We start from the raw sequence: 18,821 nt of genomic DNA, 5'->3' as shown, positions 1-18,821 counted from the left end.
GATACGTGTGTACTTTTAACGGGTGGCAATCATAATCAAAAATTTTTCCGTGAATCGGTATATCCATATTTCCATCGTAATCATTCGCAGGCAGATTCCTGTGTTTTTTTATTATGTACCAAACTATAATATGGTTGGGCTATGGTTAACTTAGAAACGAAATTAGCCACGTCCAGCTCCAGCGCCCAGTGACTAGCGCGACTTCCCTCGCCTCCGTACGATAAGGCAACATCGATTCGCTATCGCTCATCGTGTTTTCTTTATCTCCTGCGACTATTAGAAGTTCGACTAAGTCCGTCGCGATGCGCGGCAACGTCGAACCACCCGCGATGCGCGGGCGCAGTCCGTACGTCGCTAACCGGGCGCTTCCGCTTTTGTATAAAAATGGGGGTATGGATATGTTTATTTTTAAGGCGAAAGGTCTTTGCAAGGAATGGAACGGCAATATTATTTTTCAAAACATCGATATTAAGCTGCAACAGGGTGAACATGTGGCACTATTTGGTCGGAATGGATCAGGTAAGACATCGCTTCTGAATGGATTGCTCGAAAAAACAGCATTTGATTCGGGGTCTATTCAACGATTTATTCCGTCAGATGATTGGGGTGTGCTTGAACAGGATCCAGCTGTTGATTCAAACCTAACGACTTTGGAATTTGTCCAAAGTGCTGCTGGGAAGGTTTATCACCTGAAAAAAGAACTCGAGCATGTGCAAACGCAACCCGAAATCAATATGGAAAAATATACACAAATCTATAATGAATTTATAGGTCTCGATGGATATAGCCTGGACACTAAGGCAGAATCTGCATTACATCAAGTTAAATTAACTTCAGAAGTGTGGGGAAGTTCGTATGATCAGTTAAGTGGTGGTCAAAAAACGAGGGCTCAGCTTGCCCGCCTTATTTTGCAAAATCCGGAATGTATTATCATGGATGAACCGACAAATCACTTGGATAAAGAAACGATTGAATGGCTGGAAGAATGGCTTGTGAATTATAAAGGTGCTGTGTTGTTTGTCTCCCACGATCGTTTATTTCTGGACCGTACAGCTCATGCAATTTATGAACTGAATACAAATGAATGCAAACGATATGAGGGGGGTTATTCTGCTTACCGTGAACAAAAAGAAGTTGAGCGACGTACACAGGAATCGACTTATCGTAAGCAAGAACAGAAAAAAGAAGATTTACTAAAGACAATTCAAAACTACCAGCAATGGTTTCAGCAGGCTCATAAAGCAGCTGGACAAAATGACTTCGCGCGATCAAAAGCAATAAAAAATGTCTCACGGTTCAAGGCGAAAGAAAAAGAACTGGAACGGCTGGAAAACAATAAAGTGCAGAAACCTCAAGCTGATAAAAAATTAAATGTAAAGCTCGATGACAGTGCTTTTTCGGCAAGAAGATTGCTGCAAATAGAGAATCTGTCATTTTCCTACGATGAGGAAAAGGAACTTTTTACCAACTTAAATACGTCTATATACAGGGGTGATCGTGTTGGGGTGATAGGTCCGAACGGTTCGGGAAAATCGACGTTATTAAAGCTTATTACAGGTGTCCTCACTGCTGAGAAGGGTGGTATAAGGCAAAACCCTCAAACGAAGATCGGCTATTTCGCACAGGAACTGGAAAATCTGGATGAACAAAAGACGATTCTGGATAGTATGCTTGAATTGCCAGGGATGACGCAAACTGATGCAAGAACAATTCTGGGTTGTTTCTTATTTTCAAGGGAATCTGTTTTTAAGCAAATTTCAACCTTGAGCATGGGAGAGAAATGCCGCATAGCCTTTCTCAATCTTTATTTCAGCAACGCCAATCTGCTAGTGTTGGATGAGCCAACAAACTTCCTGGATGTAGATACGAAGGAAGTTATTGAGGATGTTTTACAAGCATATCCTGGAGCGCTAGTCATTGTTTCCCACGATCGTTATCTAATTAAAGAGACCTCAAATCGTATTATCCAGCTGGGAGATCAGGGAATGATCGACTATGTTGGAACCTATGACGAATTTCTGGAACACAAAAATAATGCTACTGAAAGTGATCCGAGAAACGATAATGAAATTCGGGAACTTAAACTTAAACTGACCCAGCTAATGAGTATGGAAGCAGAAGACGAACAGGAAAAAGAAGAAATTCTCTATGAAATTAAAAAAGTTCAGAAAATGCTCCATGATAAAGCATAATTTCTGATAATATAGTGCTAAAGAGAGTTTCAGGAGGATGTTAATGTTAAAGAAACTTTATTACACATCGGAAATAATGACCGCAACTATTATCGGTTCTGCTATCATGTTATTATTCTATATCGTTGAAAACATTATGGGGAATGATGTTGCGGTAAACGCACTTATAACAAAATCTATTATTGTGGTATTACTCTATTTCATCGTTTACTTTATTGCATTTTTCTTTTTAATAAATCCGTTTTTTGATTTTTTGAAAGGAAAGCTAAGTTTCCAGCTTACAGCAATCGTTATTCTCATCATAGCAAATCTTATATTATTCGCTGGTTTATATGTAGATACATCCCAGACACTACTGGAAGTAATTCTAGATAATTATGGTTTATTTTTAGCAACGAATCTATCGATTATTTTCTTTTCCTTTAAAAAACCGTCATAGAAAGTGAGGCATAATATTGAACAAATTCATCGAACAAGCATTACATGTAGCAGGTGACTTTTCAACACTAAAGCAGGTTAAGCAAACTTTCGGTGGATCAATTAATGAAAGCTTTTTTGTTGAAACAAATGAACGAAAGTATTTCGTTAAATATCATACGGATGCGCCTAATCGTTTTTTTGAGCTGGAAGCGAAAGGTCTTCGTTTAATCAGGGAAACAAATTCGGTTTCTGTTCCTGAAGTGCTGGCATATTCTGATGAAAAAAATAATGCATTTCTTCTAATGGATTGGGTTGAAGGACGAAAGTCGCAGGATACAGAAGCAAAGCTAGGTAATCGAATAGCAAAAATGCATCAGACCTTTAACAGTCAGCATGGCTTTCCGGATGATACATTCATTGGCGTACTGCCACAGCCGAATGGACTGTTTTCAAGCTGGCTGGAATATTACCGGGATAGCAGGCTTTCCGCCCAATTGACACAAGGGATTGAGCAAAACAGTATTACGGGAAATCGACGACTCCGAATGGAAAAATTACTGATGAATCTGGAAAAGTGGATCCCGGATGATGTTGGGCCATCTTATTTACATGGTGACTTATGGGGTGGAAATTGGCTTGTAGGCGCAGGTGGCAACCCATATGTGATTGATCCGTCATTCTTGTATGGAGACCGACATTTTGAACTTGCTTTTACAGAACTGTTTGGTGGCTATTCCAGGGGTTTTTATCAAGCCTATGAAGAACGTTTTCCTTTGAGGGATGATTATGAGGATATTAAAGCCTTATATCAGCTCTATTATCTGCTTGTTCATTTGAATATTTTTGGGGAGTCGTATGGTCCCAGGGTCGATTCAATTCTGAAACGATATGTAGGGGTGTACTAATTTTGGACACAAATTTGTTACAAAGTTACTAATAAATGTGTGGAATGTCACAGCCCCTATGCAGGTAAATTTATATGATTGCAGTGAACCAAGTTTTACTTGAGCTTATGAAACTACAAAATTTAAGTGCCGTTGGATAATTGGACTACCGAATCATCCATATCCAGCTTCAGCGCCTAGCGCCTGCGCTTTTGTTCCAGGAGGCAATTATAATGACATTTTATGAGTTGCTTGTTTTTATCCATGTTTTCTCAGCGATATTAGGTATGGGCCCGGGGTTTGTGATGATTTATATTGTGACTAAAGCAACAACAATGACTGAATTGAAGCATGCTTACATAATACGTAACCGACTGCATATCTTTGTAATGGTCGGTGGGTCGCTGCTATTGATAACCGGCTTGTTGATGGGTTATCTACATCCATATCTATTTGAACAAGGCTGGTATGTAACCAGTTTGGTATTGTATTTAATAGCGTTAGGATTTGGCCCTACTGTACTATCACCAAGGTCCAAGCCTATTAAGGCGCTGTTAAAGGAACACAATGGTGATGAAATTCCAGCTGAATACTTCATATTATCCAAAAAACTGTTTTTCTTCGAGCGCATTGAAAATGTTATTTTTTTAATAGTAATTGCCTTAATGATATTGAAGCCTTTTTAATATTTAATAGTTAAAAAAGTGGGACCTATTCCACTTTTTAATCGTCTAAAGAAATATTAACTAAAAAGCGGGTGTTAAATTTGGGGCAAAGGGATAGGGATACCGAGATTTTATAGAAATCCAAGTTAGAAATTAAGTGTTTATTTTTCACATACATATGATAAGGTAACATTAGATAACGGAATTGTGGCAAAAATTACAGGGGAAAAGGCATTGAAATGGAAAAATGACAAGGGACATCTCCATGAGTTATCTATAATGGAGCCTCCTGATGCTTCTGAGTCCCAATTTTCTATAGAAGATGTAGTAAATATCGCTAATTCAATTGAATAGAATCTAGTTATCCGAGCGAATCGTTATGTCTTAAAAATGAAAGAGGTGACTTAGAACATGTATATTGTAATTGGCATTTCTCTCATAGTCCTTATAATACTTTTAGTAGTGATTGATAAGTTTGCGACTTTTTCGGAGTTTATGAGCAGCTTTAAAAAGGGAACATTTCCAAAGCTCATTACCGGGCTTTCTATTGCTGCTGTACTATCTATTTCATATGGTATTTATCATGAAATTACATATCAGCCATCTTACCTTGATATTCAAGTGAATGGAAGTAATCATACGGTTTTTGGAGATATCGGGGAAATTGGCTATTATGCTGATAGTCTGGTAACTGAAGACCAGGAATCTAAAATTCATTTAGTTTCTTGGAGTAACTTAAATTTAAAGAACGATAGCAGAATTACTGTAGAATATCCATCTGGTAAAGAAGAAATTTGGAGTCCGTCCGTATCGTTAGTTGAAGGTTCATCCCAAAGTTTGAAAGATGAATATGAAATTGAAGAAATTTATGAATTAGAACCCTATTCCTTTAGTGAATCAGGAGTGGTTAGTGTAACGATCGGTGATGACCAGGAATTTTCTATCGATGTAAAGTAATTAAATAGCCAAAGCGTACCCAAGACGAAATGGATGCGCTTTGGCTTTTATTTATGCTGTTTTTCCTACGTTCTTTTTCAGTAAGCCTGCAAGTAATGCTGTTACTACTGTTCCTATAATAATGGCTACTAGATATAATAGAACTTTACTAACTCCACCATCGACAAGGCCGATTACAAATAACCCGCCATGTGGTGCGCGTAAGGCGATATCAAACATCATTGTCAGGGCGCCAGTTACTGCGGAACCTGCCATGATTGATGGAATAACACGAGCAGGGTCAGCTGCAGCAAATGGAATAACCCCTTCTGTGATAAAGGATGCACCTAGAGCGTAGGCTGTTTTTCCTGCTTCACGTTCTGTTTTTGTGAATCTATTTTTAAATAATGTTGTTGCAAGCGCCATCCCTAGAGGTGGCACCATGCCGGCAGCCATAACAGTGGCAATAAACGTATAGTTTTGTGCATCCAGCATGGCAATCCCGAATGTGTACGCAGCTTTGTTAACTGGTCCACCCATATCGAATGCCATCATAGCACCTAAAATAAGTCCGAGCAGGATTTGGTTAGACCCACCCATACCTTCTAAAAATGATGAAAGACCTGTATATATTTTTGTTAATGGCGGGTTAATCATCATCATAATCAGCCCGGTGATTGCGATACTGAATAAAGGATAGAATAAGACTGGTTTTAGACCTTCTAGTGATTCTGGTAAACCTGCAAATGCCTTTTTAATTAGTAATGTTACATAACCTGCTAAGAAACCTGCAATTAAACCACCAAGGAATCCAGAGCCACCACCAGCACCTTCAGCGCCTGTGACTGTAACTGCTATCAAACCACCAACCATACCCGGTGCAAACCCTGGCCGGTCAGCAATACTTGATGCAATAAAACCGGCTAACACAGGAACCATTAGGAAGAATGCTTTCCCGCCACCGATAGTATTAAGCATACTAGCAAACTCGTTATCTGATTCAATACCCCAGAAAAATGAAATAGCTATTAGAATACCACCACCAACAACAAAAGGAAGCATGTTGGAAACACCATTCATCAAGTGTTTGTAGAAACCGCTGCGTCCTTCTTTTTCACTACTTCCTGAATCTGACTTTTCAGCATGATATATAGGTGCGTCGTTATTTACTGCACGCTCTAATAGGTCAGTTGCTTCATGAATTGCCTTTCCAACACCGGTTTCAATTACCGGCTTTCCATCGAAACGCTCCATTTCAACTTTTGTGTCGGCAGCAACAATGATGGTGTCTGCTTCTTCAATTTCTTTATTTGTCAGGCGGTTTTTTATGCCACCAGATCCATTTGTTTCTACTTTAATGGAAATGCCCATTTCTTTGGCTGTTTCTGACAGTTTCTCAGCTGCCATATACGTGTGCGCAATACCTGTTGGACAGGCGGTTACTGCAAGAATTTTTTGTGCTGCTTCTGCCTGTTCCGCTGGCTTTTCTTCAGCATTCACTTCTGCTTCTTTATCAGTTACTGCTTGCAGAACTTCTTCTTTTGTCGTTGCATCTAGAATCTTCTTACGGAATTTTTCGTCCATTAAAAAGGTTGATAAGCGGGATAGGGCTTCTAAATGATCGTTATTTGCTCCTTCACTTGCAGCGATCATAAAAAATAAATGTGCTGGTTGGCCATCAAGTGATTCATAATCAATACCATCTGGAGATCGGCCAAATGCAATTGCAGGATTTTTTACTGCATTGGATTTGGCATGCGGAATGGCAATACCTTCACCAATTCCTGTAGTGCTTTGTGATTCACGTTCCAGAATTCCTTTTGTAAAAGCATCTTTGTCATTTAGATTACCTGCTTTATCAAGCTGTCCAATTAATTCCGTAAGCACTTCCTGCTTGGAACCTGCCTCTAAATCAAGAATAATCGTTTCCTTTTTTAACAGTTCTGTAATTTTCATAGTTTCACATCCTATTCATTGAATGAGTTAATTTTTACTTGGTTTACCAGTGATTCGACATCTTCTTTCCTGCATAAATCTGTCTTAAATGCTGTCGCACTCCCGCTTGCTATCCCATAACGAAATGCTTCTTGGGGATCGTTGGTTTCTATAAAAGATGAAATAAAACCAGATACTAATGAGTCACCGGAACCTACCGTATTAACGGCACTTCCCTTAGGGGCTAAGGCTTCAAGTGCGAGCTCTTTCGTGACAAGTATTGCACCATCACCACCTAACGAGACAATGACATTTTGTACGCCTCTGTCTACAAGCTTTTTTGCATAATAGAAGGCATCCTGCTTGCTTGAAATACTTGTATCAAATAAACCTCCAAGTTCTTGCTGATTTGGTTTGATTAGAAAAGGCTTTGTCTGTATTAAATCTTTTAAAGCTGGACCAGATGTGTCGAGTACAAAACGGGCACCTTTTTCATCACATATTTTTGAGATTGCTTGGTAAAATGATTGCGGTATTGAATCAGGAAGGCTCCCCGCTAATATAAACCAATCGTTTTGCTGTAACGGTTGTATTTTGTTTAGTAATTCTTGCTGCTGCTCCTGGTTAATGGTTGGTCCTGGTCCGTTTAACTCTGTTTCCTGGTCGGACTTCACTTTGACATTAATCCGGGTGATTTCATGTGTATCGACAAATGCTGTCTCGATGCCTTCCTGCTGTAGAAATTGTTTAATATAATCCCCAGTGAATCCACCTGCGAATCCCAATGCTACACTTTTTACCTGAAGTCTCTGCAAAACTCTGGATACATTAATTCCTTTTCCACCCGGATAATAGTAAACCTCGCTTGAACGATTTAATTTCCCTGGTTTAAACGCTGGGAGGTATGTTGTGTAATCAATTGATGGTGTAATTGTGCATGTGTAGATCATGATGAAAGCCCCTTTACGGTGGTGATTTTTGACAGTTTAGCTAAATCTTCTTCATTGATGTCACTTGTGATGATCTCTGCATCCTGCAGTTCGCATATTTTAGCAAAACTTACTTTGTTATGCTTTGAGTGGTCTGCTAACACATAAGCGTTTTTTGCGAGTGTAAATGCAGTATGTTTTATACTTGCTTCTTCTGGATCCGGTGTTGTATATCCATAATCCTCGTGGAAGCCATTTACGCCTAAAAAGCATTTATCAAATCGGTAACTTTTTAGTGATTGAATAGTTTGTGGTCCAATCAGTGCACTTGTTTTTACTTTAATGAATCCTCCAGTTAAATACGTTTGGATTCCATGTTCAATTAATGAATCAAGGTGTGTAAGTCCGTTTGTAACAACGACTACTTCTTTATCTTGTAAAAAAGGAATTAATTGCAGTGTAGTTGTCCCTGCATCAAGAAAAATACAATCTCCCTTTTTCACTAGTGAAGCAGCATACTTGGCAATATTTATCTTTTCCTGAAGGTTTTTGGCTGATTTTTCCGATATACTGTATTCCTGCAGTTTCCGTTCACTTAAAGTTGCTCCACCATGGATGCGTTCCAGTTTATCTAACTTTTCCAGGTCTGTTAGATCGCGGCGTATTGTTGATTGAGAAGCTGAAGTTGCGTCAGAAATGTCCTGTATTGTGATAGTTTGTTTCTCTTTTAATAAATTTAAAATAATTTCATGGCGTTCGGTAGTCAGCATCTGTTCACCACCTAATATTTTGATACTTTTAGTATAAAGGAAACGTTTTCATAATTCAATCATAAAAATTCAAAAACAATCAAAAGTAATCATTTTTTTAATAGTATGCTGTCACATGTTTAAAAATTCCATAAATCGGTTATTATCAATTAAAGTATATTATTTTAAAAGAAAGGAGGACTTCAAATGCGCAATGTATGTTTAGAAGATATTTTCTTACACCCGATCACCCAAAAAAGCCTCAAGCGTTCAGGTACTGCACATGCGATTGCTGCTGCAGAATATGCTTATATGTTTGCCAAAAGATATGGTGTCAATCCAGACCATGCAACAAAGGCGGCGCTCTTACATGATATTGGACATTATACGTGGTTCCGTGATGGGGAATGGGATTATGAGCTATATAAGGAAAGTGATATTCATGCAATAAAAGGTGCAAGTCGTGCACATAAATTGCTCGTCCGTATTGGAGAGGATCGTCATGTGGCAAAAGAAATTGCCGTCGCAATTCTGTTGCATACAGATTCATATTTACCTAATGGTGAGCTGGAATTAAAACCATTGCAAAAAGTTGTTGCACTTGCCGACGAAGCTGATGAAGAATTTAATGGAAACCATCATTATAAAACCATTGAAGATCATGTAGCCTTGGAACGTATTCGAGCGCTTGACACGCGAATTGACAATGGAGAAAAATCCACGCATGGAATAGTTTAACCTCTTAGAAAAACTTCTCTCTTTTCACTCCCCTTGATATTTCATAATTTTATATATTTTTGAACCGCTTTCACTGGTATAATATAGAAGAAAGGGGTTTTTTGAAATGAAAAAATGGTCAGAGGAAATTGAAATTAACGCACCTATCGAACAAGTCTGGAAACTGTTAGATGGTACGTTGGAAGATATGCAAAAAGTAATGCCAAATGTTATTGCAAATGAACCAGTTAAGGTCACCGATGACGTAGTGGGCAGTATCCATCGTCAAAAATATCAGGAAGGTAAACGTATTGAGGAGTATGATGTGGAGACATTACTTTACCAAAATCAGCCTGATTATAAAGAAATGAAGGTTGGTTTCACACTGGCTAATATGTTTGATATTACCGCATACTATGAATTGAAAAAGTTAGATGAAAGCAAAACTTATTTCCGTTATGAAACAACAAACCAGCCACTAAAGTGGTTCATGAAACTATTGATTAAGCTAGCCATTAGCAACAAAGTAGTTGTGAAGTTTGTGAACCGTGTGAAACAGGTAGCTGAAAATGAGAGCAGCCGTTAATACATAAAGTAGTAAGAAGTGAATCATCAAAAGTTAACTATCTATATATCTAGCGGCGGACATACTGGACTTCTGTCAAGAAAGTAGACACCTAAATAACGAAACAGTTGTGGCATTGTTTTTGTGCAGTAGGCGGTTCTTCACTTTTTAAAATCATAGATGATAAAGTGGATGCATCAAGCCCAAACCGCTTGACCCCTCCACTTAATCATCTGCTTTGTTGGTAAGTGAAGAAAGCCACCATACTGCCTAGTAATGCTGCTCACAATTTATGCTAAAAGCCCCTGATAGTACTGCTGTTCATATTGCACTGGCGACAGATACCCAATCGAACCGTGTATTCTTTTACGATTATAGAAAAACTCAATATAACGGTATAGCTCCGTATAGGCTTCCTGTTTGGTTTGAAACCTTTTTCCTTGTAATAATTCTTTTTTTAAAATGCTGAAAAAAGACTCTGCACATGCATTGTCATAACAATTTCCAGTACGACTCATACTTGCTTCCATCCCATAACTTTCAAGCTTTTTTTGATATTCCTTGGAAGCGTATTGCTTGCCCCGATCTGAATGATGAAGCAATCCTTGTTCCGGTTTCTTTGCTTGATATGCATCCTCCAACGCATCAAGAACCAACTTCGATTCCATATGGCCATAAAGTCGCCAGCCAACAATTTCACGCGTAAACAGGTCAAGAACAGTTGCCAGATATAAACGGCCTTCACGACAAGGAATATAGGTGATATCGGACACCCACACCATGCTTGGCGCTGATGTGGTGAAGTTTTGATTCAACTTATTAGGTGCTATCGGATACATATGATTCGAATTCGTGGTAGCTACTTTAAATTTCTTGGATACACAAGACCGGAGACCAAGTTGCCGCATATAAATGCTCACTGTTCTCTCTGTGATGGTATAACCCTCACTCTGCAGTTTCCCCGTAATCTTAGGGCTGCCGTATCTTTTTTGAGTATCATAAAAATGAAAAACTATACGCTCTTTGATTTGATTTCGACGTATTTCCTGTTGGCTTGGTTGGTGATTCTTCCATTTGAAATAACCGCTCGGTGATACATTAAACACGTCACACATCTTCATCACTGAAAATTCCGAGCGATGATTATCAATGAATTCGAACCTCATGGCCTTGGTCTGCTGAAGATGTGTACCGCCTTTTTTACAATAGCTAGTTCCTCTTCGGTTTCTGCTATTTTTTTATCTTTTATTTCTAACTCTTTTTCCAATTGCTTCACACGATCTCCAGTTACAACGGGCTCATTTTCAAATTCACGATAATGTTTCATCCATTCATGAAGACTGCTTAGCGGAACCTGCAGTTCATCCGCAATATCAGTCATATTCTTCTTTTGTCGTTGTTCCTGTGCAAACTTAACTGTTTCTTTCTTGAACTTTTCACTGTATCTTTGCCGATGTTCACCCATGGGAACCCCTCCTAATTATTATTATCATAACAAATTTTGATTTTCGTTAAAGGGGTGTCCACTTTTTATTCTAATCACATACGTTCCGTTATTTCTAGTAAAAAGTGGTTTTTGAGATGATATGCGGACACAGGAGCCCTTATTTAACATATATCAGTGTATAAAATGGCCGTTTCCATCAAATAAGGTCCTTGGTGTCCGTGAACATCATAATAATGATTGTTTTATGTGAAATAGCGTACCTGATGTCCGCTAAAGTAACTATGGGCAATCACGTAACCAATCATCCTCTATATCAACTCTATTTTACCCCGAGGTATTCTTCCAAGGTTAGTCCTTTTTGCATTATCTCCTCAGCGGCATCTTGACCAACATAGCGCAAATGCCATGGTTCATATTGATATTTCGTGATTTCTTCCTTACCTTTAGGGTACCGAATGATAAAGCCGTATTCTGCAGCATGCTGTTGAACCCATTGTCCTTCATCCGTTTCACCAAATTCGACTGTTAATTTATATCCAATATCGGGACTAGTTACATCCATTGTTAAACCGGATTGGTGCTCACTTTCTCCAGGCCTTGCACTAAAGGTGTTGGCAGCTTCCTCGCCGTGCTGTGCAACGTTTGAGGCAAATATAGCATCCTGTCTATCATAGGATCGATATCCTGATTGGGCGAATAAATCAATCCCGGCATTGTCTCCTGCCTGAAACATTTCTTCTAGCGCACCTGCAGCAACCTCTCGCATTTGCATTTTCGGCAGAGATTCAGTAAAAGGGAATCGCACATCTGGTTTTACTAGATTACGAGGAACGAAATTTGCAGGTAATGCATGTTCCTTGTTTACTAGTGTTAAAATTTCATGTGGATTGCTGATAGTACTTTTATCATTATCTGGTTTTTCCAGTCCTGCTGCTGGTTCAATCGATGATTCGTTTTCAAGCGCATTGCTAAGAGCCTCTTTTGTAGCTTCATTATAAATCCCTGAGACAGCCATGCCTTCCTGTTGCATTTGAAAATCTGTAACTGCCCAAGTTGTCATAGCATTGAACTCACCATTTACGGTAAGTGAATAGCCTACTTTATTTAGAATTTCCTGTAGGGACTGAACAGATTCACCCTGGTCCGTTTTATGCAAAGTCGTCTTTGGCAGCGTTATTTCTTCCTCTGGTTTTTCTTTCATATCCTGACCATCTTTTTCACTAGTTGGCGCTGAGTCAGTATTACCGTCTTTAGGTTCTTGATTATTGCATGCAACTACTAGTAATAATAGTGCCATCAGTACAAAAGCGACTGATAATCCTTTTTTGAGCATTCATGTTCTCTCCCTGTTATCTCTCTATCCTACTATTCGAATATGAAGGTAAAAAAGTGTCATTGATAGAGGAATAATACTTTTTTAATTTCTAAAATGCCACTTTTCGAGCTTCTGGTTCGATTGTAGTATTGAAATCATAGTTTTATTTAATCCATTAAATATCATAACACTTGATGTTTTGGGCCGTCTACACGAATTGGTTTTCACATCATTGTATGAATATTGCTTTATTAGAGTAAGTCTATTTTTTAAGGATATTGTTACGCTTCGGGAAGTTGTGCACCTTAAGGCTAAGCCTCAACGCGAGCACAAGGAAGGGGGAGTGTATTTCCGGAGCTGTGTCACACACTTACTTATTTTCCTGCATTATGTAACAGGCTATATCTAACTGCGGAGATTAAAACGTATCAAAATTTACGAATCAGCTTTGATTAAAGTCTTTGGGGAGAAACACAATTATTTCGCCTCTCTCATAGTTATATTGAAGTGAATATGACTGGAGGGAACAGGTGTGAATACTATGACAAGCATGCCAAAGCATGTTGAACCCAATTATAATTTGATAACATTCTTACTTTTTTGGTGTGCATTGATTGTTGTCTCAAGTGTTTATGTAACTACTCCTCTTATTGGTGTGTTTGTAAAGGAATTTCAAGTAACTCAAACAACCGCTGCGTGGACGGGAAGTATATTTTCTCTGTTTTATGCGGTGGGATTTTTAGTTTTGGGTCCGTTAGCTGATCGTTATGGCCGAAAACAAATGATTGTATTTGGTCTGGGTGTTCTTTCACTGGTTACCTTTACGATAGGGTTCGTGAATCATCTCATATGGCTAATAATACTTAGAGCATTACAAGGATTTATCTCAGCTGCATTTGCTCCAGCAGCTTTAGCTTACGTGTTTGATGTTTTTCCGAAACGTAAGCTGGTTACAACAATTGGCTTTACTAGCTTTGGATTTTTAACAGCGGGAATTTTCGGTCAGGTAGTAGCAGGATTTATTGATCAAACGTTTGATTGGCATTTTGTTTTTATACTATTTGGAGGATTATACCTAGTTAGTTTGCTTGCAGTTGCTAAAATATTGCCAACAACCAAAAGCGAAAAAACTCCTATTAGTATGGCTTATCACATCAAACAAGTGAAAAAAATCTTTGCTCAAAAAAACTTCCGTTTATGCTATGTAATTACGATCATGTTACTGCTGACCTTTATTGGTATGTACACTGTACTTGGTGATTATTTGAAAGATGCACCGTTTTATCTTGGGGATAGAGAAATTCTCTATGTTCGGGCAGCGGGGCTAGCTGGAATGATTCTTTCACCATTCACCGGATTTTTGGCAAAGAAGTTAGGATTGTTAGTGGTTTTACGAGTGGGTTTAGCGGTTTCGGTAGGCGGATTAGTAATGTTAGGGATAGACACTAATTTACCAGTAATCATTTGTATGAGTGTAGTTTATGTAGCCGGTATTTCACTAACATTTCCAGCAATTATGACGTTAATTGGTGAATGGAGTGGAAACATCAGGGCAATTGCTGCATCCATATATACGTTTATATTATTTATTGGAGCATCACTTGGGCCGATAGTTGCCAGCGGTTTAATGCAAACAGGAAGTTTCTCTATAACATTTTTCGTTTTGGCTTTATTGTTATCGGGCGGACTGGCAGCTTCGTTTTTTATTCGTAATTAGTGTGAAATTTCTTCGATAAGTAAGGTCATATAAAATAATAAAGCTGGATTCATTGTGCCTGAATCCAGCATTGTTTGGATCTTATTTTGATTCGAATAATCTAGTGATTTCAACAATGACGTTTGTTGCTTTCTCCATGTTATCGACTGATATATATTCAAATTTCCCGTGGTAGTTTTCACCGCCAGTGAAGATGTTCGGTGTCGGCAAGCCCATATAGGAAAGCTGTGATCCATCTGTCCCGCCGCGAACTGGTTTTACAAGCGGGTCAATGTTCAAATTTGTCATAGCTTTATAGGCGATATCAACAATCTCTTTTACAGGCTCAATTTTTTCGCGCATGTTGTAATATTGATCAGCCATTTCCAGTTCTGCACAATTTTCGCCATAGGCTTCGTTAATGTCATTCGTAAATTTAAGAATTGTTTTTTTTCTGGATTTAAAATTATCTTTATCAAAATCACGAATGATATAAGTTACGACAGTTTTTTCAACATCACCATTTACGGAAATCAAGTGGTAAAAGCCTTCGTACTTTTCTGTATGCTCAGGTGATTCGAGTTCGGGGAATTTGCTGATGAATTCCGCTGCCAATTTTCCGGCATTAATCATTTTGTTCTTAGAAGTTCCAGGGTGCACACTGTTGCCTTTAAAGGTAACTCTGGCAGCTGCAGCGTTAAAGCTTTCATACTGTAATTCTCCCAATGGACCACCGTCGACGGTATATGCAAAAGGAGCATTAAATCGCTCCACATCAAAATTGTGAGGGCCACGGCCGATTTCTTCGTCAGGTGTAAAGGCAACACGTATGTCTCCATGTTTAATCTCAGGATGATTGATTAAATAATCCATTGCGGTCATAATCTCAGTTATTCCTGCTTTGTTATCAGCGCCAAGCAAGGTTGTCCCGTCTGTAGTCATGAGGGTGTGTCCCTTGTAGCCTGGGAGCTCAGGAAAATCTTTAGCAGTTAAAGCTACTCCTAAATCTTTTTTCAATGTAAGGTCATTCCCATCAAAGTTTTCCACCACTTGCGGATTCACACCTTTTCCGGTGAAATCAGTAGCAGTATCCAGATGCGCCAGAAATCCAATTGTAGGTACTTCTTTATCCGAATTTGATGGTAGTGTCGCCATTACATATGCGTTGTCATCGACTGTTACATCAGTCATGCCAATTGTCTTCAGCTCTTCTACCAATAAGTTAGCAAGTTTAAATTGACCTGGTGTAGATGGGGTACTTTCATTGCTTTCGTCAGACTGTGTATCGATTTTTACATACCTTGTTAGGCGTTCGATTAACGCTGTTTTCATATGTATTCATCTCCTTATTGAGTTAATTTTATCATAAATTTAGAAAGGAAAAAGAAAATAGTTTAGAATATAAGATAGAAAGAATTATTTGGAGGAGGGGCGATTATGTCAATAATAGTTAATGATACTTGGCTTAAGGAACGGTTGGAAAACAAGTTAGAGAATACTGTTGTCGTTGATGCCCGGTTTCAGTTGAATGACCCTGAGGCTGGGAGAAAAGCTTACTTGGAAAGTCATATTCCACATGCAGTTTATTTGGATTTAAACAAAGATTTATCAGGAAAAGCAGAGAAGCATGGTGGTAATCATCCATTACCAGATATGGATATGTTTGCTGCAAAAATAGGCAACATTGGAATTGACCATGATACAGCAGTTGTGATTTACGATCAGCGAAATGATATGTTCGCCGCGCGTTTATGGTGGTTGCTTAATTACATGGGTCATGAAAACGTATATCTTTTAGATGGTGGCTTTGAAAAATGGGTTGAGCAAGGACATGAGGTGTCATCGGAAATACCGACTCTATCTGCAACAGATTTCCAGCCAATTTTTCGTGAAAACCAGGTTGCTGACATTGATGAGGTAAAAGAAAAACTGGATAATAAGTCTGCAGTATTAATTGACTCACGTGGAAGAGATCGTTATTTAGGAAAAACAGAACCACTATATCCAAAAGCAGGGCATATTCCTGGAGCCAAAAACTACTTCTGGAAGAATGTTTTGGATGAGGATGGCAACTGGAAAAATGACACTGACCTTCAAGAGAATTTTTCCGCGTTATCTAAAGATGATGAGATAATCGTTTCATGTGGCTCAGGGGTTTCCGCATGTCCGAATGTGCTAGCTTTGAAGAAAGCAGGCTATAAAAATGTTAAGCTTTACCCTGGAAGTTTCAGTGACTGGATTTCATATGAAGAAAATGAAATTGAAAAGAAGGACGAGTAGCAAATGGATATAAGACAAAAACGCTGTGAATGGGTAACCGATGAACAAATATATATTGATTACCATGACCATGAATGGGGAAGGCCAACACATAATGATCAGGAATTATTCGAAATGCTTTCATTGGAGGGTGCTCAGGCGGGTCTAAGTTGGATTACGATATTAAAGCGAAGAGAAAACTACCAAAAAGCTTTTGATTACTTTGATCCCAAGATCGTTAGTAAATATGATGAAGGTAAAATTGAAGAGCTGTTAAACAACGAAGGGATTATCCGGAACAAACTCAAGGTTAATTCAGTTGTCACGAATGCAAAAGCGTTCTTACAGGTTCAGGAGGAATTTGGTGACTTTGACAGTTATATCTGGAATTTTGTTGGTGGCGAACCTGTTCTAAACAGCTGGGATATGCATGCTGATGTCCCCGCCTCCACTAAAGAGTCAGAGGCAATGAGTAAAGACCTGAAGAAACGCGGGTTCAAGTTTGTTGGTCCGACTATTTGCTATGCATTTATGCAGGCAACAGGGATGGTTAACGATCATACGAAAAATTGTTTTTTGTATCATGATAAATAAAAAGATAGCTACTTCCTTGTTGTAAAGGAAGTAGCTATCTTTTTAAATTTTAGGTGCTTTTCTTTGTTTCGTAGCTTGTTCATAGGCATATGCTAATGCGATTAGTTTTTCTTCTGTGAAGGCTTTTCCTGTAAATGTTATGCCGACCGGTTTTCCTTTTGTTGTATATCCTGCTGGAACGGTTATGGAAGGGTAGCCTGCTTTTGCGGCAATACCCGCACCATAATTATTTGCAAAAATTAGTGCGTCTAAATTATTCTCATCCATTGCCAAATCGATACCTTGCTCCTGTGACATCTGAATATCACTTAACCGCGAATTAATATATTCTGCCTCAACTAGTTTTCCACTTTTCTCATCTGACTGCTCTAGAACAGTTTGTCCGTAATTCAGCGCTTCTTCTCCATAAAATTCATTTAACTGAATGACTTCTTCTAACGAATGAACCGGGAAGTTATTGGATAAGTCTTTTAAGTATGCATTTACCCCACTTTTAAACTCATGAAGGAGCACGTTAACATCGTTTAAATTGGTGGGCAAGCTAATTGGGTCAATCAATTCTGCACCTGATTTTTGTAAATCTGCTAAAGCGGTGTTAATTATGGTCAGTTCTTCATCATCAAGTCCTTCCAGGTAATCACGTGAGATGCCGAGTTTGGCTTTATTTAATCCGTCCATACTTAGGGCTGAGGTATAATTTTGTGTGTGACCTTTCTTGATAAGTGAAGTAGCTGGATCTTTTGAATCTGCACCTGAAAGTGCCCCTAATAAAGTGGCAGCATCTTCTACAGTCCGAGTCATGGGACCAGCAGTATCCTGGCTATTTGATATCGGGATAATTCCCGTTCTGCTTAATAATCCAACAGTAGGTTTAATGCCAACAAGTGAGTTACTGCTTGCTGGGCTGAGAATTGAACCACTCGTTTCTGTACCAATTGCACCTGCAGCGAGGTTAGCTGCAACGCCTGCTCCAGAGCCTGCACTGGATCCTCCAACATCAAAATTGCCTAGGCCATATGGATTCATAACTTGGCCGCCTAACGAGCTGTATCCATTCGGCATACCATCTGTCATAAAATTCGCCCACTCAGTCAGGTTGGTTTTTCCCAGAATTACTGCACCTGCTTTGCGCAGCTTGCTCACGATAAAGGCATCTTCTTTTGCATAATTGTTTTCCAAAGCCAGTGAACCAGCAGTGGTATGTGTTTTATCCCCTGTATCGATGTTGTCTTTAATCAGGATGGGGATTCCGTGAAGCGGTCCACATGGTCCCTTTTGTTCTCTCTCAACATCCAATGCTTCAGCGATATGCAAAGCCTCAGGATTGACTTCTAATACAGCATTAATCGTTTCGTTGTATTTAGCGATATTTTCTAAGTACTTCATCGTTAGCTTCTTAGCTGATAGGTTTCCAGTTTCCATTTCGTTCTGCATTTCGGATATGGTTGCTTCTTTAAGTGTGAATGACAATATATTCTCCCCTTTGTTAAAAACTTTTATCGTATGTTATTCGATTTT

General features: G+C 38.8%; 18 protein-coding genes. 10 read left to right on the top strand and 8 right to left on the bottom strand.

The window, feature by feature from the left end; translation table 11 throughout:
- The first annotated feature begins 398 nt into the window (after positions 1-398).
- The 5 genes from abc-f to J2Z82_RS07180 all read left to right on the top strand — a co-directional run bounded on the left by abc-f (position 399) and on the right by J2Z82_RS07180 (position 5,118).
- Positions 399-2,192, top strand: a complete 1,794-nt coding sequence (gene abc-f, locus J2Z82_RS07200; RefSeq protein ID WP_209480107.1) for a ribosomal protection-like ABC-F family protein — start codon at positions 399-401, stop codon at positions 2,190-2,192.
- A 43-nt stretch (positions 2,193-2,235) separates the two neighbouring features.
- Entirely contained in the window at positions 2,236-2,631 is a 396-nt protein-coding gene (locus tag J2Z82_RS07195) for a hypothetical protein (RefSeq protein ID WP_209480106.1), read from the top strand.
- A 16-nt stretch (positions 2,632-2,647) separates the two neighbouring features.
- Positions 2,648-3,517: a fructosamine kinase family protein gene (locus J2Z82_RS07190; protein WP_209480105.1), complete on the top strand. Its 870-nt coding sequence runs from the start codon at positions 2,648-2,650 to the stop codon at positions 3,515-3,517.
- 212 nt (positions 3,518-3,729) lie between these two features.
- Positions 3,730-4,182 (top strand): DUF2269 family protein, encoded by a 453-nt coding sequence (locus tag J2Z82_RS07185; protein ID WP_209480104.1) that lies wholly within the window; start codon positions 3,730-3,732, stop codon positions 4,180-4,182.
- 390 nt (positions 4,183-4,572) lie between these two features.
- Positions 4,573-5,118: a hypothetical protein gene (locus J2Z82_RS07180; RefSeq protein ID WP_209480103.1), complete on the top strand. Its 546-nt coding sequence runs from the start codon at positions 4,573-4,575 to the stop codon at positions 5,116-5,118.
- A 51-nt stretch (positions 5,119-5,169) separates the two neighbouring features.
- On the opposite strand, the gene J2Z82_RS07175 is transcribed toward J2Z82_RS07180, so the two are convergent.
- Genes J2Z82_RS07175 through J2Z82_RS07165 form a run of 3 tightly spaced genes read right to left on the bottom strand, consistent with a single transcriptional unit; the run spans position 5,170 to position 8,731 of the window.
- Positions 5,170-7,053, bottom strand: coding sequence for a PTS fructose transporter subunit IIABC (locus J2Z82_RS07175; RefSeq protein WP_209480102.1), 1,884 nt, complete (start codon positions 7,051-7,053; stop codon positions 5,170-5,172).
- 11 nt (positions 7,054-7,064) lie between these two features.
- Complete coding sequence (gene pfkB, locus J2Z82_RS07170) at positions 7,065-7,982, bottom strand: 1-phosphofructokinase (RefSeq protein WP_209480101.1); 918 nt, start codon at positions 7,980-7,982, stop codon at positions 7,065-7,067.
- The gene (locus tag J2Z82_RS07165; RefSeq protein WP_209480100.1) at positions 7,979-8,731 is read right to left on the bottom strand and encodes a DeoR/GlpR family DNA-binding transcription regulator; all 753 of its coding nucleotides are present in this window, start codon (positions 8,729-8,731) and stop codon (positions 7,979-7,981) included. The genes pfkB and J2Z82_RS07165 overlap by 4 nt, the downstream gene beginning before the upstream one ends.
- 186 nt (positions 8,732-8,917) lie before the next feature.
- Here J2Z82_RS07165 and J2Z82_RS07160 point away from each other — a divergent pair, with 186 nt between their 5' ends.
- Positions 8,918-9,448 carry an HD domain-containing protein gene (locus tag J2Z82_RS07160; RefSeq protein ID WP_209480099.1) on the top strand — a complete coding sequence of 177 codons (531 nt, stop codon included), beginning with the start codon at positions 8,918-8,920 and terminating at the stop codon, positions 9,446-9,448.
- 106 nt (positions 9,449-9,554) lie between these two features.
- A complete protein-coding gene (locus J2Z82_RS07155) occupies positions 9,555-10,013 on the top strand; it encodes an SRPBCC family protein (RefSeq protein WP_209480098.1) in 459 nt (152 codons plus the stop codon).
- A 269-nt stretch (positions 10,014-10,282) separates the two neighbouring features.
- On the opposite strand, the gene J2Z82_RS07150 is transcribed toward J2Z82_RS07155, so the two are convergent.
- From J2Z82_RS07150 to J2Z82_RS07140, 3 genes are all read right to left on the bottom strand, one after another.
- Positions 10,283-11,158, bottom strand: coding sequence for an IS3 family transposase (locus J2Z82_RS07150; RefSeq protein WP_209480173.1), 876 nt, complete (start codon positions 11,156-11,158; stop codon positions 10,283-10,285).
- Positions 11,155-11,457, bottom strand: coding sequence for a transposase (locus J2Z82_RS07145; RefSeq protein WP_209480097.1), 303 nt, complete (start codon positions 11,455-11,457; stop codon positions 11,155-11,157). Before J2Z82_RS07145 ends, J2Z82_RS07150 begins: the two co-directional genes overlap by 4 nt.
- A gap of 301 nt (positions 11,458-11,758) precedes the next feature.
- Positions 11,759-12,772: a D-alanyl-D-alanine carboxypeptidase family protein gene (locus J2Z82_RS07140; protein WP_209480096.1), complete on the bottom strand. Its 1,014-nt coding sequence runs from the start codon at positions 12,770-12,772 to the stop codon at positions 11,759-11,761.
- Between the two features lie 523 nt (positions 12,773-13,295).
- On the opposite strand from J2Z82_RS07140, the gene J2Z82_RS07135 reads away from it, so the two are divergent.
- Positions 13,296-14,471, top strand: coding sequence for an MFS transporter (locus J2Z82_RS07135; RefSeq protein WP_209480172.1), 1,176 nt, complete (start codon positions 13,296-13,298; stop codon positions 14,469-14,471).
- A gap of 81 nt (positions 14,472-14,552) precedes the next feature.
- Here the strand turns inward: J2Z82_RS07135 and pepT are convergent, their stop codons facing one another.
- Positions 14,553-15,782, bottom strand: a complete 1,230-nt coding sequence (gene pepT, locus J2Z82_RS07130; protein ID WP_209480095.1) for a peptidase T — start codon at positions 15,780-15,782, stop codon at positions 14,553-14,555.
- 105 nt (positions 15,783-15,887) lie between these two features.
- On the opposite strand from pepT, the gene J2Z82_RS07125 reads away from it, so the two are divergent.
- Positions 15,888-16,730, top strand: coding sequence for a sulfurtransferase (locus tag J2Z82_RS07125; RefSeq protein ID WP_209480094.1), 843 nt, complete (start codon positions 15,888-15,890; stop codon positions 16,728-16,730).
- A gap of 3 nt (positions 16,731-16,733) precedes the next feature.
- Complete coding sequence (locus tag J2Z82_RS07120) at positions 16,734-17,303, top strand: DNA-3-methyladenine glycosylase I (RefSeq protein ID WP_209480093.1); 570 nt, start codon at positions 16,734-16,736, stop codon at positions 17,301-17,303.
- Positions 17,304-17,345: 42 nt separating this feature from the next.
- On the opposite strand, the gene J2Z82_RS07115 is transcribed toward J2Z82_RS07120, so the two are convergent.
- Positions 17,346-18,773 carry an amidase family protein gene (locus tag J2Z82_RS07115; protein WP_280922979.1) on the bottom strand — a complete coding sequence of 476 codons (1,428 nt, stop codon included), beginning with the start codon at positions 18,771-18,773 and terminating at the stop codon, positions 17,346-17,348.
- Positions 18,774-18,821: the final 48 nt, after the last annotated feature.

This window comes from Virgibacillus litoralis, from assembly GCF_017873675.1.
GTDB lineage: Bacteria > Bacillota > Bacilli > Bacillales > Amphibacillaceae > Lentibacillus > Lentibacillus litoralis.
Note: the sequence above shows the minus strand (reverse complement) of the source record. Positions and strands in the feature narration are given on the sequence as shown.

What these genes read in the sequence shown, in the direction of transcription:
- abc-f (WP_209480107.1), top strand. Translation starts at nt 399, where the DNA reads ATGTTTATTTTTAAGGCGAAAGGTCTTTGCAAGGAATGGAACGGCAAT.
- J2Z82_RS07195 (WP_209480106.1), top strand. Translation starts at nt 2,236, where the DNA reads ATGTTAAAGAAACTTTATTACACATCGGAAATAATGACCGCAACTATT.
- J2Z82_RS07185 (WP_209480104.1), top strand. Translation starts at nt 3,730, where the DNA reads ATGACATTTTATGAGTTGCTTGTTTTTATCCATGTTTTCTCAGCGATA.
- J2Z82_RS07180 (WP_209480103.1), top strand. Translation starts at nt 4,573, where the DNA reads ATGTATATTGTAATTGGCATTTCTCTCATAGTCCTTATAATACTTTTA.
- J2Z82_RS07175 (WP_209480102.1), bottom strand. Translation starts at nt 7,053, where the DNA reads ATGAAAATTACAGAACTGTTAAAAAAGGAAACGATTATTCTTGATTTA.
- pfkB (WP_209480101.1), bottom strand. Translation starts at nt 7,982, where the DNA reads ATGATCTACACATGCACAATTACACCATCAATTGATTACACAACATAC.
- J2Z82_RS07165 (WP_209480100.1), bottom strand. Translation starts at nt 8,731, where the DNA reads ATGCTGACTACCGAACGCCATGAAATTATTTTAAATTTATTAAAAGAG.
- J2Z82_RS07160 (WP_209480099.1), top strand. Translation starts at nt 8,918, where the DNA reads ATGCGCAATGTATGTTTAGAAGATATTTTCTTACACCCGATCACCCAA.
- J2Z82_RS07155 (WP_209480098.1), top strand. Translation starts at nt 9,555, where the DNA reads ATGAAAAAATGGTCAGAGGAAATTGAAATTAACGCACCTATCGAACAA.
- J2Z82_RS07150 (WP_209480173.1), bottom strand. Translation starts at nt 11,158, where the DNA reads ATGAGGTTCGAATTCATTGATAATCATCGCTCGGAATTTTCAGTGATG.
- J2Z82_RS07145 (WP_209480097.1), bottom strand. Translation starts at nt 11,457, where the DNA reads ATGGGTGAACATCGGCAAAGATACAGTGAAAAGTTCAAGAAAGAAACA.
- J2Z82_RS07140 (WP_209480096.1), bottom strand. Translation starts at nt 12,772, where the DNA reads ATGCTCAAAAAAGGATTATCAGTCGCTTTTGTACTGATGGCACTATTA.
- J2Z82_RS07135 (WP_209480172.1), top strand. Translation starts at nt 13,296, where the DNA reads ATGACAAGCATGCCAAAGCATGTTGAACCCAATTATAATTTGATAACA.
- pepT (WP_209480095.1), bottom strand. Translation starts at nt 15,782, where the DNA reads ATGAAAACAGCGTTAATCGAACGCCTAACAAGGTATGTAAAAATCGAT.
- J2Z82_RS07125 (WP_209480094.1), top strand. Translation starts at nt 15,888, where the DNA reads ATGTCAATAATAGTTAATGATACTTGGCTTAAGGAACGGTTGGAAAAC.
- J2Z82_RS07120 (WP_209480093.1), top strand. Translation starts at nt 16,734, where the DNA reads ATGGATATAAGACAAAAACGCTGTGAATGGGTAACCGATGAACAAATA.